Annotated in this window: 13 protein-coding genes; 8 read left to right on the top strand and 5 right to left on the bottom strand. The window is 72.6% G+C overall.

What is annotated here, in order from left to right; all coding sequences use genetic code 11:
• The first annotated feature begins 41 nt into the window (after window positions 1-41).
• The 3 genes from KG102_RS10300 (at window position 42) to KG102_RS10290 (ending at window position 3,161) form a co-directional block, all read left to right on the top strand.
• A complete protein-coding gene (locus KG102_RS10300) occupies window positions 42-1,538 on the top strand; it encodes a S1 family peptidase (RefSeq protein WP_208289057.1) in 1,497 nt (498 codons plus the stop codon).
• Window positions 1,539-1,619: 81 nt separating this feature from the next.
• Window positions 1,620-2,900, top strand: coding sequence for an NYN domain-containing protein (locus tag KG102_RS10295; RefSeq protein WP_208214426.1), 1,281 nt, complete (start codon window positions 1,620-1,622; stop codon window positions 2,898-2,900).
• Window positions 2,901-2,936: 36 nt separating this feature from the next.
• Window positions 2,937-3,161 (top strand): hypothetical protein, encoded by a 225-nt coding sequence (locus tag KG102_RS10290; protein WP_208214425.1) that lies wholly within the window; start codon window positions 2,937-2,939, stop codon window positions 3,159-3,161.
• Window positions 3,162-3,165: 4 nt separating this feature from the next.
• Here KG102_RS10290 and KG102_RS10285 read toward each other — a convergent pair whose 3' ends face one another.
• Window positions 3,166-4,980, bottom strand: coding sequence for an AMP-dependent synthetase/ligase (locus tag KG102_RS10285; protein ID WP_208214424.1), 1,815 nt, complete (start codon window positions 4,978-4,980; stop codon window positions 3,166-3,168).
• Window positions 4,981-5,190: 210 nt separating this feature from the next.
• Between KG102_RS10285 and KG102_RS10280 the strand changes: the two genes are divergently transcribed.
• Window positions 5,191-6,135 (top strand): ROK family glucokinase, encoded by a 945-nt coding sequence (locus KG102_RS10280; RefSeq protein WP_208214423.1) that lies wholly within the window; start codon window positions 5,191-5,193, stop codon window positions 6,133-6,135.
• A 56-nt stretch (window positions 6,136-6,191) separates the two neighbouring features.
• Here the strand turns inward: KG102_RS10280 and KG102_RS10275 are convergent, their stop codons facing one another.
• Complete coding sequence (locus KG102_RS10275) at window positions 6,192-6,806, bottom strand: hypothetical protein (protein WP_208214422.1); 615 nt, start codon at window positions 6,804-6,806, stop codon at window positions 6,192-6,194.
• A 134-nt stretch (window positions 6,807-6,940) separates the two neighbouring features.
• Between KG102_RS10275 and KG102_RS10270 the strand changes: the two genes are divergently transcribed.
• From KG102_RS10270 to KG102_RS10260, 3 genes are all read left to right on the top strand, one after another.
• Window positions 6,941-7,741: a lysophospholipid acyltransferase family protein gene (locus KG102_RS10270; protein ID WP_243884230.1), complete on the top strand. Its 801-nt coding sequence runs from the start codon at window positions 6,941-6,943 to the stop codon at window positions 7,739-7,741.
• 77 nt (window positions 7,742-7,818) lie between these two features.
• Window positions 7,819-9,039: a pyrophosphate--fructose-6-phosphate 1-phosphotransferase gene (locus tag KG102_RS10265; protein WP_208214421.1), complete on the top strand. Its 1,221-nt coding sequence runs from the start codon at window positions 7,819-7,821 to the stop codon at window positions 9,037-9,039.
• A complete protein-coding gene (locus KG102_RS10260; protein WP_208289058.1) occupies window positions 9,036-10,391 on the top strand; it encodes a class II 3-deoxy-7-phosphoheptulonate synthase in 1,356 nt (451 codons plus the stop codon). The genes KG102_RS10265 and KG102_RS10260 overlap by 4 nt, the downstream gene beginning before the upstream one ends.
• Window positions 10,392-10,460: 69 nt before the next feature.
• Here KG102_RS10260 and pknB read toward each other — a convergent pair whose 3' ends face one another.
• Window positions 10,461-12,491, bottom strand: a complete 2,031-nt coding sequence (pknB, locus tag KG102_RS10255) for a Stk1 family PASTA domain-containing Ser/Thr kinase (RefSeq protein ID WP_208289059.1) — start codon at window positions 12,489-12,491, stop codon at window positions 10,461-10,463.
• A gap of 48 nt (window positions 12,492-12,539) precedes the next feature.
• Window positions 12,540-13,700, bottom strand: coding sequence for a LysM peptidoglycan-binding domain-containing protein (locus tag KG102_RS10250; protein WP_208289060.1), 1,161 nt, complete (start codon window positions 13,698-13,700; stop codon window positions 12,540-12,542).
• Window positions 13,701-13,843: 143 nt separating this feature from the next.
• Between KG102_RS10250 and KG102_RS10245 the strand changes: the two genes are divergently transcribed.
• Window positions 13,844-14,257 (top strand): Rv2175c family DNA-binding protein, encoded by a 414-nt coding sequence (locus KG102_RS10245; protein ID WP_208214417.1) that lies wholly within the window; start codon window positions 13,844-13,846, stop codon window positions 14,255-14,257.
• 50 nt (window positions 14,258-14,307) lie between these two features.
• Here the strand turns inward: KG102_RS10245 and KG102_RS10240 are convergent, their stop codons facing one another.
• Complete coding sequence (locus KG102_RS10240) at window positions 14,308-15,429, bottom strand: polyprenyl synthetase family protein (protein ID WP_208214416.1); 1,122 nt, start codon at window positions 15,427-15,429, stop codon at window positions 14,308-14,310.
• Window positions 15,430-15,432: the final 3 nt, after the last annotated feature.

Raw genomic sequence — 15,432 nt, 5'->3', positions numbered from 1 at the left:
TGACGTGGAAGCCGAGGTGACCGACTGAGAGGACGACTGACATGACCCGACACACCTGGAGGGTCGCGGTGACGGCGTGTGCCGCCGGCGCGCTCCTGGCGGGACCGATGGCGCTGGGATCGACGGCGGCGCCGTCCGACCCGGGATCGGTCCGACCGGACCAGCTCGGCATCGCGCCGAAGGTGGACCCCGGCATCGCGCGTGCCCTGGAACGCGACCTCGGCATCAGCCGCTCCGACGCGGGCTCCCGACTGACGTTCCAGGCGCGGGCCTCGAGCATCCGCGACGACCTCGCGCAACGGCTCGGTGCGACCTACGCGGGGGCGTGGGTCGACCCGACGAAGAACGTGATGTACGTCGGGGTCGCCGACGGCACCGCTGCGGCCGCCGTCCGGGCGGCGGGTGCCAGGGCGGTCGTGGTCGACCACACGCTGGCGGAGCTCGAGCAGTGGCAGGCGTCGCTCGACGCGGCGCGGCTGGACGCTCCCGACCAGGTTCCCAGCTGGTACGTCGACGTCACCACCAACTCCGTCGTGGTCTCCGTGCGGCCGGGTGGCGAGGCGGCGGCGCAGGACCTGGTGGCGCGGGCCGGCGTGCCGGCCGGCTCGGTGACGTTCGAGGCGACCGAGGAGGCGCCCAGGACCTTCATCGACATCGTCGGCGGGAACGCGTACACGATCGGCGGCACCTCGCGGTGCTCGGTCGGCTTCGCCGTGACCGGCGGTTTCGTCTCCGCGGGGCACTGCGGGAGGGTCGGTGCGACGACCGCGTCGCCGAGCGGGACGTTCCGCGGGTCGAGCTTCCCCGGCAACGACTACGCGTGGGTCGCCGCCGCGTCGGGCAACACGCCGGTCGGCGCGGTCAACCGCTACGACGGCACCCGCGTGTCCGTCGCCGGCTCGACCGATGCGGCCGTCGGTGCCGCGGTCTGCCGCTCGGGTTCGACCACCGGCTGGCGCTGCGGGACGATCCAGTCCCGAGGAGCGAGCGTCACGTACGCGCAGGGGACGGTCAGCGGGTTGATCCGCACGAACGTGTGCGCCGAGCCGGGTGACTCGGGCGGCTCGCTCATCGCAGGCAACCAGGCCCAGGGTGTGACGTCCGGCGGGTCCGGGAACTGCTCCTCGGGGGGCACCACCTACTTCCAGCCGGTCAACGAGATCCTGTCCGCGTACGGGCTGACGCTGATCACGGGCGGTGGAGGAACCACGCCGCCACCGACGACGGCCTGCTCCGGCTACGCGAGCAGCTACCAGGGCACCCTCAGCTCCGGTGCGGCCGTCGCGCAGCCGTCCGGCGGCTCGGTGACCGTGTCGCGCAGCGGGACCATCCGGCTCTGCCTCGCGGGCCCGTCGGGCGCCGACTTCGACCTGTACCTGCAGAAGCGGAGCGGCTCGACCTGGTCGACCGTGGCGCAGGGCACGACGGCCTCGGCGAACGAGGCGATCACGTACTCCGGCACGGCCGGCACCTACCGGTACGTCGTCCTGGCGTACTCCGGTTCCGGTTCCTACGTCCTGGGTGCGACGACGCCCTGACGTCGCGTCGCCGGCCCGGCGGTCGCCCGCGAGGGTGGCCGCCGGGCCGTCGCACGTCCCGGGCAGCCTAGGGTGCTGGGCATGAACGCTGCGGAGGTGACCGGCGAGGACGCCGGGGCGGTGCCGACGGCGGTGAAGGCTGCCCTGGTCCAGCTCGCGGCGGATGTCCTGGGCGCCGCCGAGCCGACCGAGGTGCCGCCCGCCCTGCGTGCCGTGCACCGGTTCGCCCCGCGCCGTCGTGCGAGCGCAGGTGCGGGACCGCTGTGGGCGGCACTGCAGGACGACGCCTTCCGGGCGCGCGTCGCGCGGGTGTGGGCGCAGACGAACCCGGAGCTCGCCGCCGGGGTGGCGCCGGACTCGCCCGAGCCCGCGGCGCCCTCGGTGGGTGCCGCGACGGGCGCCTGGCTCCTGGGCAACCCGGGGTGGCGGGACCTGTTGCCGGTACCGGTCGTCGACGACGGGGGACAGGCCCGGGCGAGGCTCGAACGGGCTCAGGCCGACGCGGAGCGGCTCCGGTCGGACGCGGCCACGGCGCGCGAGGAGGCGCGGTCCGCGCAGGAGGAGCTCACGGCGCTGCAGCGCGAGCTGCGCAGGTTGCGCTCGGACGCCGACCGCGCGCGCAGCGAGGGGCGACGGGTCGCCGAGGAGGCCCGCGTCGCGCTGGACGCAGCCCAGGCCGCCCAGTCCCGCGCGGCCGACGAGCTGCGGCAGGCCCGGGACGAGCGGCGGTCGGCGCAGGCGGAGCGGACGGCGGCCCGTGCCGAGATGCGTGCGGCCCGCAAGCTCGCCGACACGCGGGTGCGTCTGCTGCTCGACACGATCGTCGACGCGGCGAGCGGGCTGCGCTCGGAGCTGGCTCTGCCACCGGTCGCGGACCTGCCGGCCGACCTGGTCAGCCCGACCGTGGATCGGGCTGTGCCGCGACCCGGATCGCGTGGGCGTTCGGTCGACGACCCCGAGCTGCTCGACGAGCTCCTCCGTCAGCCCTGGGCGCACCTGGTGGTCGACGGCTACAACGTGTCGAAGTCCGGGTACTCCGGGCTCTCGCTGGCGGACCAGCGTCGTCGCCTGGTCGACGGCCTCGCCGCGCTGGGGGCCCGCACGGGCGCCGAGATCACCTGCTGCTTCGACGGGCAGGACGGGCCGCAGCAGGCGCCCGGGGGGTCTGCGCGCGGCGTCCGCGTCCTGTTCACCGCCGGCGAGATCGCGGACGACCTGATCAGGCGGCTGGTCCACGCCGAGCCACCGGGGCGCGTCCTCGTCGTCGTCACCAGCGACCAGGAGGTGGTCCGCGACGTGGAGGCGGCCGGCGCGTGGGTCGTACCGTCCAGCACGCTGGTCGCGCGCCTGCAGCGCCTGTGACTCACCGTGTCGGTGGTCGTCGCTAGCGTCCGCGGCATGATCATCGACTGCGACACCTGCACGGAGCGCGGCGCCGCGTGTGCCGACTGCGTCGTGACGTTCCTGACCATCCCGGTGCGCCGCGCCACCCCGCAGGAGGTACCGGTCCGGGTGGCCGGGAACGCCGCAGGGGCGGTCGAGCTCGACGCCGCGGAGCAGCACGCCATCGGCGTGCTCGCGGCGTCGGGTCTCGTCCCGCCCCTGCGTCTGCGTGCGGTGTGAGCCGTCAGTCCTGCGCGGGTCCGTCGTAGAGCGCGTCGATCTCGCCCGCGTAGTCCTTGAGCACCTCGTTGCGCCGGATGCTGAGTTTCGGCGTGAGGTAGCCGTTCGCGATGGTCAGGTCCGTGTCGAGGATCCGGTACTTGCGCACCGACTCGGCCCGCGACACGGCCCGGTTCGCCTTCTCGACCGCCTTGTCCAGCGACGCCAGGACGTCGGCGTCCTTGGCTGCGGCCTCGAGCGTCATCGGCGGCTTGCCGTGGGCGGAGAGCCACCCGGGCACGCCCTCGGGGTCGAGCGTGATCAACGCCCCGATGAAGGGCCGGTGATCACCGACGACGACGACCTGGCTGATCAGGGGGTGGGCACGGATGCGGTCCTCGAGCACGGCGGGCGCGACGTTCTTGCCGCCGGCCGTGACGATGATCTCCTTCTTGCGCCCGGTGATCCGCAGGTACCCCTGCTCGTCGAGGGCGCCGAGGTCACCGGTCCGGAACCAGCCGTCGTGCATGGCCTCGGCGGTCGCAGCCTCGTTGTTGTGGTAGCCACGGAACACCTGGATGCCCTTGAGCTCGACCTCCCCGTCCGCCGCGATACGGACCCCGCTGCCGGGCAGCGGCAGCCCGACGCTGCCGATCTTGGTGCCCCGACCGGGTCGGTTCACCGTCGCGGGGGCGGTGGTCTCGGTCAGCCCGTAGCCCTCGAGAACGTTGAGGCCCAGGCCCCGGTAGAAGTGGCCGAGGCGCTCCCCGAGGGGGGCGCCGCCCGAGACGGCCCACCGCGCCTGGCCACCCAGGGCGTTGCGCAGCTTGTGCAGCACGAGCGCGTCCGCCACCTTGTGCTGCACCCGCAGCCACAGGCTCGGCCCGCGCGGGTCGTCGAGGGCTCGGGAGTAGACGATCGAGGTCTTGGCGGCCCGCTGGAAGATCGCGCCCTTGCCGGACGCCGCCGCCTTCTGCTCGGCCGAGTTGTAGACCTTCTCGAAGACGCGCGGGACCGCGAGGATGAACGTCGGCCGGAAGGAGCCGAGGTCGTCGAGCAGAGTCACGGTGCTGGGGCTGTGGCCCAGCACGGCGCCGGCGGGGATGCAGAGCACCTCGATGAACCTGGCGAACACGTGCGCCAGCGGCATGAACAGCAGGGTGCGAGCGCCGGGCTCCTGGAAGACCTCGTGCAGGTCCGCGACCGCGTTGACGGTCAGCTCGTAGAAGTTGCCGTGCGTGAGCTCCACACCCTTCGGACGACCGGTCGTCCCCGAGGTGTAGATGACGGTGGCCAGGTCGGCGAGCGACGCGAGGTTGCGGCGACGCGCGATCTCGTCGTCGCTCACCTCGGCCCCGCTCGTCACGATCGCGTCGATCGCACCCTCGTCGATGACCAGGACCTCGCGCAGGCCGGGGGCCTCGGCGCGGACCTCCTCCACGAGGGCGGCGTGCGCGGCGGACTCCACCACGAGGAGCGAGACGTCCGCGTCGGTGAGGATCCACAGGACCTGCTCGGCCGACGACGTCTCGTACAGCGGCACGGGGACGGCTCCGGCGGCCCAGACGGCCCAGTCCAGAAGTGACCACTCGTACCGGGTGCGCGACATGATGCCGACCCGGTCGCCGGGTTGGACCCCGCGCGACACGAGGCCCTTCGCGGCGGCGACGATCTCGGCGTCGAACTCACGTGCCGTCAGGGGGATCCACGGCCCGTCCTGCTGGGTCTTGTGCTCGATGAGGATGCCGTCGGGTGTGCTACCGACACGCTCCGCGAGCAGGTCGTTGAGGTTCTTCGAGGCGTCGACCTCGACGCGCAACGGGATGTGGAACTCGTCCATGCTGGCTCCAGTGACAGGGGGGCGAATGTGCCCCGAGGATACGGGACGTCCGGCCCGATGAGGGCACCACCCGAATGGGTACGCTCTGCGGCGGACAGATGGCGGTGGTCCAGGGCCGTGCGGCCCCCGCGGGGCGCACGTACGGATAGCGTGGGAGCCCGCACCGGACGGTAGCGAGCACGGTACGAGCGCGTAGGAGCACACACGAACATGCACGCCATCGGTGTGGACATCGGCGGGACGAAGATCGCGGCGGGGGTCGTCGACGAGGACGGCACGATCCTTGCCAAGACGCGCCGCGACACGTCGCCCGACGACGTCGCGGGCATCGACCAGGCGATCGCCGAGGTCTACCTCGAGCTCAGCGGTTCGTACGAGGTCGGTGCCGTGGGCGTGGCCGCGGCCGGGTTCGTGTCGGCGGACCGGTCGTCCGTGCTCTTCGCGCCGAACATCGCGTGGCGCGACTACCCGCTGCGCCAGCGGGTGCAGGCGATCCTGCAGGACGACGTCATGATCGTCGTGGAGAACGACGCCAACGCGGCCGGCTGGGCCGAGTTCCAGTTCGGGGCCGCACGTGACGTCGACGACATGCTCATGCTGACCGTCGGCACCGGACTGGGTGGCGCGATCGTGTCCAACGGCACCCTCGTGCGCGGCGCCTGGGGGGTCGCGGCCGAGATCGGCCACATGCGCGTGGTCCCCGGCGGGCACTACTGCGGCTGCGGGCACGAGGGCTGCTGGGAGCAGTACGCCTCGGGCAGCGCCCTGGTCCGTGACGCCCAGGCGACGCTCATCATCCAGCCCGAGCGCGCCGCGCGGCTGCTCGAGCTCGCGGGCGACGAGGTCACCAAGCTGACCGGCCCTCATGTGACCCAGGCGGCGCAGGAGGGCGACCCGCTCGCCGTCGAGCTTCTCGCGGAGCTCGGACGCTGGCTGGGCGAGGGTGCCGCATCGGCGACCGCCCTGCTCGACCCGGCGCTCATCGTCGTCGGTGGAGGCGTGGCCGACGCCGGCGACCTGCTCCTGGCGCCGGCCCGCAAGGCGTTCGACGAGCAGCTCTCCGGACGGGGACACCGGCCGGAGGCAGCGATCGTCGTGGCGTCGATGCGCAACGACGCCGGCATGGTCGGCGCCGCCGACCTCGCACGTCGCTGACGGGTGACGCCCGGAGCCGCCCGCGCCGTTCGGACGACAGCGCCCGACCAGACCGCTCAGACCACCGCGCCGGTGTCGTCGTCGTCCGGGTCGCGGCGGTGCGGCATCCGCCACACCAGCACCCCGACGCCGATGACGAACAGGGCCGCCGCCACCTGCACGAGCACGACGGGCGCGTCCCGCCAGGCCACCAGGACCACGAGCAGGAAGATCGGCACACCCGCGGCCGCGCACCACGCCATCGTCAGCAGCGGGTCGCCGCCGAGGACGGGTCCGGGGTCCGGGGGCACGAAGTGCTCGTCCGCGTCGACCGAGGCCTCGGCGTCGTCGATCTGGGAGGTGCCGTCCCAGTCACGCCCGCTGAGCTCCGGTCGGGTCGACTGCTCCTCGGCCGGTCGCACGACGCGCCGGTCGGCGAGCCACGGGGCGACCGGGAACGACAGACCGGTCGCCGGCGCGTCGGTCGTCGAGGGGTCGACCGGCTTCGGGGAGGGTGCAGACCCGTCGAGCTCGGCGAGATCCGCGACGATCGCCGCCCACACCTCGTCGTCCGTGGGCGGGGGCGGTGCGCCGTGATCAGGCGGCTCCGGCGGCTCGCCGGACGAGGACGGCGGGACGTCCGCACCCGTCGGCGGGACGCCGTCGTCGGGGTCGTCGGGGCGAGGTGCCATAGGAGCACTCTAGAGTCGGACCGAGCAGTCGGGGCGGTACATGCTCGGCTCCCGGCCACAGCAGGGGATCGCCGGGTGCCAGCACCGGGCTCGGGTGGACGGACAGTCCGTAGGTCGGGTCGAGAGGTGAACCGTTGTTCTACTGGTTGATGAAGCGGGTGTTCGTGGGCCCGCTGCTGCACCTGGTCTACCGGCCGTGGGTGCGCGGTGCCGAGAACGTGCCGACGGAGGGAGCCGCCATCCTGGCGAGCAACCACCTCGCGGTGATCGACTCGTTCTTCCTGCCGCTGGTCCTCGACCGGGACATCGTGTTCATCGGCAAGCAGGAGTACTTCACCGGCGCCGGGATCAAGGGCCGGCTCACGGCGGGCTTCATGCGCGGCGTCGGCACCATCCCTGTCGACCGCGGGGGCGGCAAGGCCAGCGAGGCCGCGTTGCGCACGGGTCTGCGCAGGCTGGCCGACGGCGGCCTGTTCGGCATCTACCCGGAGGGCACCCGCAGCCCCGACGGGCGGCTGTACCGCGGCAAGACCGGGATCGCACGGCTGGCGCTCGAGTCCGGCGCCCCCGTCATCCCGGTGGCGATGGTGGGCACCGACGAGGCTCAGCCCCTGGGCCGCCGGATCCCCAAGGTCATGCGGATCGGCGTCGTCATCGGCGAGCCGCTGGACTTCAGCCGGTACCGCGGCATGGAGAACGACCGGTTCATCCTGCGGTCGGTCACCGACGAGATCATGTACGCGATCATGAGCCTGTCCGGCCAGGAGTACGTCGACGTCTACGCGGCGACGCAGAAGGCGCGGATCGCCACCGGGCACCCCGCGGTCGCGGGCGACGGCACCGACCACCTGCCCGCCGCGCCGGGCGGACGGCCGGTCCCGGACGTCCAGGTGCCGGTACCGCCCGAGGACGGGTCCCCGACGTCAGTAGGATGACGCGGTCGGCCTGAGGCCGGCTCGGCGGGGCGCCGTTCCACGTGCGCACCGAAGGTTGTCTACGAGAGGTGAGTCTCATGTCGGTTCGTCGCGTCGCCCTCCTGACCGCAGGTGGCTTCGCCCCGTGCCTGTCGTCCGCCGTCGGCGGGCTCATCGAGCGGTACACGGAGATCGCTCCCGACATCGAGATCATCGCGTACGAGCACGGGTACTACGGGCTGCTGCGCGGGGACAAGATCGTCATCGACGACGAGACCCGGGCCAAGGCCGGGATCCTGCACAAGTTCGGCGGCTCGCCCATCGGCAACTCGCGCGTCAAGCTCACCAACGCCAAGGACTGCGTCAAGCGTGGCCTGGTGCAGGAGGGTGAGGACCCGCTGCAGGTCGCGGCCGAGCGCCTCAAGGCCGACGGCGTGGACGTGCTGCACACCATCGGTGGCGACGACACGAACACGACCGCCGCCGACCTCGCCGCCTACCTGCACGACAACGGCTACGAGCTCACCGTCGTCGGCCTGCCCAAGACGATCGACAACGACGTGGTGCCCATCAAGCAGTCGCTGGGTGCCTGGACCGCGGCCGAGGAGGCCGCCGGGTTCGCGGCGAACATCATCGGCGAGCACCGCTCCGGCCCGCGCATGCTCATCGTGCACGAGGTCATGGGCCGGCACTGCGGGTGGCTCACCGCCGCCGCGGCCGCCGACTACCGCAAGTGGCTCGACGCCCAGGAGTGGGTCCCGGGCATCGGCCTGACGCGCGAGCGCTGGGACATCCACGCCGTCTTCCTGCCGGAGCTCGCGCTCGACATCGACGCCGAGGCCGCGCGGCTCAAGACGATCATGGACGAGCAGGGCAACGTCAACATCTTCCTGTCCGAGGGCGCCGGGATGCACGAGATCGTCGAGCAGCTCGAGGCCTCCGGGACCGAGGTGCTGCGGGACGCCTTCGGGCACGTGCGTCTCGACACGATCAACCCGGGGCAGTGGTTCGCGAAGCAGTTCGCGGAGAAGCTCGACGCCGAGAAGGTCATGGTGCAGAAGTCGGGCTACTACTCGCGCGCCGCGGCGGCGAACCCCGAGGACCTGCGGCTCATCAAGTCGATGACCGACCTGGCCGTGGAGTGCGCCCTGCGCGGCGAGTCCGGCGTCATCGGTCACGACGAGGAGCAGGGCGACGTGCTGCGTGCCATCGAGTTCCCCCGGATCGCCGGTGGCAAGGCGTTCGACGTCTCCCAGCCGTGGTTCGGTGCGCTGCTCGAGGACATCGGTCAGCCACTGGTCCCGGCGAGCCACTCGTGAGCATCGAGGCCGACCCGCAGGTCGTCGCAGGGCTGGACGCCTGGCGGTCGATGGGCGCGCTCCAGCAGCCCCACTGGCCCGACGCGGCGGCACTGGAGGCAGTGACGTCGCGCCTGTCCACCCTCCCGCCGCTCGTCTTCGCGGGGGAGGCCGACCACCTTCGCGCCCAGCTGGCAGCGGCCGGCCGGGGCGAGGCGTTCCTGCTGCAGGGCGGCGACTGCGCCGAGACGTTCAGCACCGCCACCGCGGACAACATCCGCAACAAGATCAAGACGATCCTGCAGATGGCCGTGGTGCTCACGTACGGCGCCAGCCTGCCCGTCATCAAGATGGGCCGGATGGCCGGTCAGTACGCCAAGCCCCGCAGCTCCGACACGGAGACCCGGGACGGCGTCACGCTGCCCGCCTTCCGTGGCGACATCATCAACGACCACGAGTTCACGGCCGAGGCCCGCACGCCGGACCCGCAGCGGCTGCTCGAGGCGTACCACACGTCGGCGTCGACGCTGAACCTGATCCGCGCGTTCACCACGGGCGGGTTCGCGTCCCTCCTGCGCGTGCACGAGTGGAACCGCGGCTTCATGGCGAACCCGTCGTACGCGCGGTACGAGGAGATCGCGGCGGAGATCGACCGGGCGATCCGCTTCATGGCGGCCTGTGGCGCCGATTTTGACGCGCTGCGGTCGGTCGACTTCTTCTCCAGCCACGAGGGTCTCCTGCTCGACTACGAGCGTCCGCTGACGCGGATCGACTCGCGCACGGGCCTGCCGTACGACTGCTCGGCGCACTTCGTCTGGATCGGGGAGCGCACCCGCCAGCTCGGTGGTGCGCACGTCGACTACTTCTCCCGCGTGCAGAACCCGTTGGGCATCAAGCTGGGCCCGACGAGCACGGGGGACGACGCCCTGGCGCTCATCGACAAGCTCAACCCGCAGGGCGAGGCAGGCCGCATCACCTTCATCACGCGCATGGGTGCGGGCAAGGTCCGTGACCTGCTGCCCGCGCTCGTGGAGAAGGTGACCGCCGACGGTCGACCGGTGACGTGGGTGTGCGACCCGATGCACGGCAACGGGTTGACCTCGGCGTCCGGCTACAAGACCCGCCGGTTCTCCGACGTCATGGACGAGGTGGCCGGGTTCTTCGAGGTCCACCGCGGGCTCGGCACCGTTCCGGGCGGCCTGCACATCGAGCTCACGGGTGACGACGTGACCGAGGTGCTGGGTGGCAGCGAGGAGATCGACGACGAGGGGCTGGCGCGACGGTACGAGACGCTGGTGGACCCGCGCCTGAACCACCAGCAGTCGCTCGAGATGGCGTTCCAGGTGGTCGAGCTGCTCCGCGCCGCTTCCTGAGGCCTCCACGCGAACGCCCGGTCCCGACGTCGGTCGGGGCCGGGCGTTCGTGCTCTGGGAGGACGGGTGTCAGAAGACGTAGATCGTGATGGTGCTGCCCTTGGGGGCCGTCTTCCCGTCGCCGCCCTCGGGCTTCTGCGAGTACACGATGTTCAGCGGTGAGATCCCCTGCGGGTGCTCGACCTTCACGACGAACCCGGCGGCCTCGAGCGCGGCGGTCGCGTTCTTGACGTTCTGGCCGTAGGTGCTGGGCAGCGCCAGCATCTCCGGGCCCTTGGACACGTTGACCGCGATGGTGTCGCCCCGGTGGCCCTTGGCACCGGCCGCAGGGCTCTGGTCGATGATCAGGCCGGCGGCGACCGTGTCGCTGAAGACCTCAGTCGGAGCGAGCGTGAGCGCGTCGGCCTCGAGCTGGCCGGTCGCGTCGTCGACCGACATGCCCACGACGGAGGTGATGGTGACGGGCGCGCGTCCGCTCGAGACGGTGAGCGTCACCTCCATGCCCCGGATCGCCTGCACGCCGGGCTCGGCGGGGGAGCCGTCGGGGAGCGTCGCGCTGATGATGTGGCCGTTCGCCACGGTGTCGCTGAAGTCGGGCTCGGTGTACTGCGCCTCCAGGCCGGCTGCGGTCAGCGCGGCCTCGGCCGCGGCCTGCAGCTCCCCGACGACGCCCTCCGGGACGGGCACGTAGTCGGGACCCTTGGAGACGGTGAACGAGACGGTGCCGTCCTTGCGGATCCGGTCGCCCTGGGCGGGATCGGTCGCGAACACGGTGTTGATCGGGGCCTCGGCGTCGAACGCGGACGTCGGGTCTGCTCCGAGCCCCGCCCGTTCGAGGATGGCTGTGGCCTCGGTCGCGTCCTGCCCGATGATCGTCGGGACGGTGGTGTACGCCCCGGGGCCCTGCTGCAGGTACCACCAGACTCCGCCGCCGAGGAGCGCGGCCAGGACGGCCAGGGCGATGATCCAGCGCGTCCGACGGGAACGCTCGGGCTCGGCGGGTTCGCTCGTAGCCAGAGCGGGGCGCACGCCGAGACCGATCGGCAGGGCCACGGTCGTCCCGCGCCCGTCGCCGGTGTCGATGCGGGTGGTCTCGTCGGGGTCGCGCGGCGCGGCGTCGGTGTCGGGGGCACCGCCGTCGTCGGCGGTCGTCGATCCCGTGTCCAGCTCGGTCTCGTCGGGGTCGGTGGCGCTGGGCAGCACGATGGACGGCGGGACGTCGGCGTGGCGCGCCAGGGTGTCCTCGTCGAGCGCTGCGCGGGTTCGGCGCAGCAGCGTGAGGGCGGCAGCGGCGTCCACCGGACGGTCGTCGGGGTCCCGCGCAGCCAGCGCGCGCACCGCGTCGTCGATCTCGATGGGCAGCCAGTCGACGAGCTCGGACGGTGCCGGCACGTCGTTGTTGACGTGCTGGAAGGCGACCTGGATCGGCGTCTCACCGGTGAAGGGCTGACGACCGGTGAGCATCTCGAACAGCAGGATCCCGCAGGCGTAGACGTCCGTGCGCGCATCGCTGACCCCGCGCACGACCAGCTCGGGCGCCAGGTAGGCGACCGTGCCCAGAACCGTCCCGGTGGTCGTCGACGTGACCTCGGTGACCGCGCGCGCCAGGCCGAAGTCCGCGAGCTTCACGCGGCCGTCCGTGGCGAGCAGGACGTTCTCGGGCTTGATGTCGCGGTGCACGAGCCCCACGCGGTGCGCGGCCGCGAGCGCGTCCAGCACTCGCTCGCCGATGCGCAGCGCGTCGTCGACGGTCAGGGCACCGCGTTCGCCGATGTGGCGCCGCAGGTTGATCCCGTCGATGTACTCCATCGTCAGATAGCTGGTCTCGCCGTCGACGCCCTGGTCGTACACGCCGACGAGGCCCGGGTGGGTGAGCCGGGCCGCCGTGCGGGCCTCGCGTCGGAAGCGGGCGACGAAGTCCGAGCCGGACGTGCCCTCCGCGAGGTGCGGGTGCATGACCTTCAGGGCGACGTCACGGTCGAGGCGGCGGTCGACAGCCAGGTACACGGTCGCCATGCCCCCGCGGGCGATGCGGGACACGACCTCGTACCGGCTGTCGACCAGACGGCCGACGAACGGATCGGTGATGGTGGCTCCCACGGCTGGGAGTCTACGGTCGGGACCCGCTCGATCGCCGCAGGCAGGGCCTCAGCGGAAGCGCGTCATGTGCGTCTGGACGTTGGCGACGTAGCGCCGGGTGTCCGCGAACATCCCGTTCTTCTTCACCGAGGACGCGCCCTGGTAGTACCCCGCGATCGCGGTCGGCAGGTCGGGGGCGGTGCCGACGAGGGACCGCAGGATGGCGACGCCCGCGGTGACGTTGTCGTCCGGGTTCACCAGGTTGAGCTGGCGGCCCACGAGGTCCGACGCCCACTGGCCGGACGTCGGGATCACCTGCATGGCACCGATCGCGTTGGCGGGGGAGACGACGGCGTGGTTGAAGCCCGACTCCTGGAAGGCCACGGCCTGCGCGAGCGCGGGGTCGACGCCCATCGCGCGCGCCGTCGCGGCGATCTTCGCCTGCATGTCCGCCTTCGACGGCGTCGCGGAGGCGCGCAGCGTGGCGAGGTTCGCGTTGGCGGCGGCCACGACCGAGTCGGCGTAGGTGCGTCCGGCGAACGTGTTGCCCACCGAGGCGGCTGCCGGCGCTGCGGGCGCGACCGCAGCCGCAGCCGCAGCCGCAGCAGGGATCGTCAGGGTCTGGCCGATCCGGATCAACGCCCGGGAGCCCAGCCCGTTGGCTGCGACGACCGCGGTGACGGTGGTGCCGTGCCGGGTGGCGATGGCGGAGACCGTGTCGCCGGGGCGCACGGTGTAGGAGCTCGAGCCTGCCGTCTGCGGGGCGGCCGCCGGAGCGGGAGCTGCGGGGGTCGAGGCACCGGGCACGTTCAGCGTCTGGCCGACGCGGATGAACGCGCGGGCGTCCAGGCCGTTGGCGGCGACGATGGCCGGGACCGACGTGCCCAGCTTGGCGGCGATGTGGCTGACGGTGTCCCCGGAGACGACGGTGTACGAGCCCGCGGTCGGGGCGGGCGCGGCGGGCGGCCGGTCCGGCGTGGAGGACGACGGGATGGTCAGCACCTGCCCGACCCGGATGCGCGCGGCGTCGCCGAGCGCGTTGGCGCGGGTGATGGCGGCGACGGTGCTTCCGCTGCGCGCCGCGATGTGGCTGACGGTGTCGCCCTTGCGGACCGTGTAGGAGTCGTCGGCGTAGGCCGCGCCCCCCGTCGCGGTCACGCCGATGACGGCCAGCGCGAGCGTCGCCCCGGTTCCGGTGGCGACGCGGCGGGCGGTGGCGTGCTGCGTCATGGTCCTACCTCATGTTACGTAAGTGAACGGATGGTGCCTGTGTGACTGGTGTGACAGAATGCGAACGTATCCGAATACAGACGCAGGGGAAAGCGCGCGGGCGAATTGCGGTGATGTAATTCGGAGATGCGTACTCTTGTCGGGTGAACGATTCCGCAGAAGCCCTCGACCGCCTGGTCGACGAGTGGCTCACAGTGCCCGACGTTGCCGACCGGCTCGGCCTCGACGCCTCCAAGGTGCGTCGGATCGTGCAGGAGCGCCGGATCATCGGTGCCCGCCGTGGCGATCCCCGCGTCTTCTCCATCCCGGCGGCGTTCCTCGTCCCCGGACACCTGGCCAACCCCGCCCAGCCGACGCAGCCCGAGGCCGGTCAGCCGTGGACGGTCCTTGCCTCGTTGCAGGGCACCCTGACGGTGCTGTCGGACGCCGGGTTCAGCGACGAGGCGGCGATCGCGTGGCTCTTCACGCCCGACGACTCGCTGCCGGGCACTCCGATCGACGCGTTGCGGGCGGGACGCAAGACCGAGATCCGTCGCCTGGCGGCCGCCGAGCTCTGACGGTCCGGCCGGGGCCGGCCTGCGACCGGGCCGAGCCGGCCCCGGCCGGCTCAGGCGTGCCGGTCGACCGCCGCGTGCGCCAGCGCGATCAGCTGGCTACGCGCCGGGTCCACCCACGGGCGCGCGTCCATGAGGGTGAAGGCCCGCCCGGCGAGGTCGGCGATCAGCAGCTCGACGTCGTCGGGGGCGCCCGTCCCCGCGATGGCGTCGGCGAGGACGGTCACGTCGGCCTCGCTCAGGGCGCGGTCGCCGAGCCGGTCGCGCAGCAGGTGCACCGTGGCGTCGTCGCCACGGGCTCGCGCACGGGCCACCGCTCGCGCCGTCAGGATGGTCCGCTTCCCTTCGCGCAGGTCGTCCCCGGCGGGCTTTCCCGTCGAGCGCGGGTCGCCGAACACCCCCAGCAGGTCGTCCCGCAGCTGGAACGCCTCGCCGAGCGGCAGCCCGAGCGCGCGGCACGCCTCGAGGTCGTCCTCGCTCGCGTCGGCGAGCGAGGCCCCCAGCACGATCGGGTGCTCCACGCTGTAGCGGGCCGCCTTGGCGCGGATGACCTCACGCGCCCGGACCTCGTCACCGGCCGGGTCGTCGCCCCACGGCATCGCCTGCGCGAGGACGTCGAGGTACTGCCCCACGGTGACCTCGGTGCGCATGAGGTCGAACACCACCCGCGCGCGCTCGGCCCGGCCGACGGGCTGCAGCGCCAGGGCGCCGGCGAACTCCTGCTCGCTGGCGATGAGCGTGAGGTCGCCCAGGAGGATCGCGGCCGACATCCCGAACCGCTCGGCGTCTCCGGTCAGGGCCTGCTCGCCGTGCCGCTGGGCGAAGGCACGGTGCGCCGCCGGGAAGCCCCGCCGGGTGTCGGAGTCGTCCATGACGTCGTCATGGAAGAGCGCGGCTGCCTGGAAGAGCTCCAGCGCTGCGCCGACCCGCAGGACGGCGTCCGCGGCCGGGGTGCCCGGCTGACCGCCGTGGGCGCGCCACGACCAGTAGCAGAAGGCCGCGCGCAGCCGCTTGCCGCCGCTGAGCATCTGCGCCACCGCGTCCGCCAGGACGTCGGCGTCGTCGCTGGCCGCGGCGAGCACCGTGCGCAGCTGCGCGACGTGCCTCGCCAGCAGCTCGTCGATGCGGGACCGGACGTCTTCGACGTCGACGAGGGACCGTGTCGCGGGGCTCACGCA

The organism is Cellulomonas fengjieae (assembly GCF_018388465.1).
In the GTDB taxonomy this organism is placed as follows: Bacteria; Actinomycetota; Actinomycetes; order Actinomycetales; family Cellulomonadaceae; genus Cellulomonas; species Cellulomonas fengjieae.
This window is presented reverse-complemented; position numbering and strand designations above follow the sequence as displayed.

Coding starts and splice junctions, on each gene's coding strand:
- KG102_RS10280 (WP_208214423.1), top strand. CDS start 5,191: ATGCACGCCATCGGTGTGGACATCGGCGGGACGAAGATCGCGGCGGGG.
- KG102_RS10300 (WP_208289057.1), top strand. CDS start 42: ATGACCCGACACACCTGGAGGGTCGCGGTGACGGCGTGTGCCGCCGGC.
- KG102_RS10290 (WP_208214425.1), top strand. CDS start 2,937: ATGATCATCGACTGCGACACCTGCACGGAGCGCGGCGCCGCGTGTGCC.
- KG102_RS10275 (WP_208214422.1), bottom strand. CDS start 6,806: ATGGCACCTCGCCCCGACGACCCCGACGACGGCGTCCCGCCGACGGGT.
- KG102_RS10295 (WP_208214426.1), top strand. CDS start 1,620: ATGAACGCTGCGGAGGTGACCGGCGAGGACGCCGGGGCGGTGCCGACG.
- KG102_RS10265 (WP_208214421.1), top strand. CDS start 7,819: ATGTCGGTTCGTCGCGTCGCCCTCCTGACCGCAGGTGGCTTCGCCCCG.
- KG102_RS10250 (WP_208289060.1), bottom strand. CDS start 13,700: ATGACGCAGCACGCCACCGCCCGCCGCGTCGCCACCGGAACCGGGGCG.
- KG102_RS10285 (WP_208214424.1), bottom strand. CDS start 4,980: ATGGACGAGTTCCACATCCCGTTGCGCGTCGAGGTCGACGCCTCGAAG.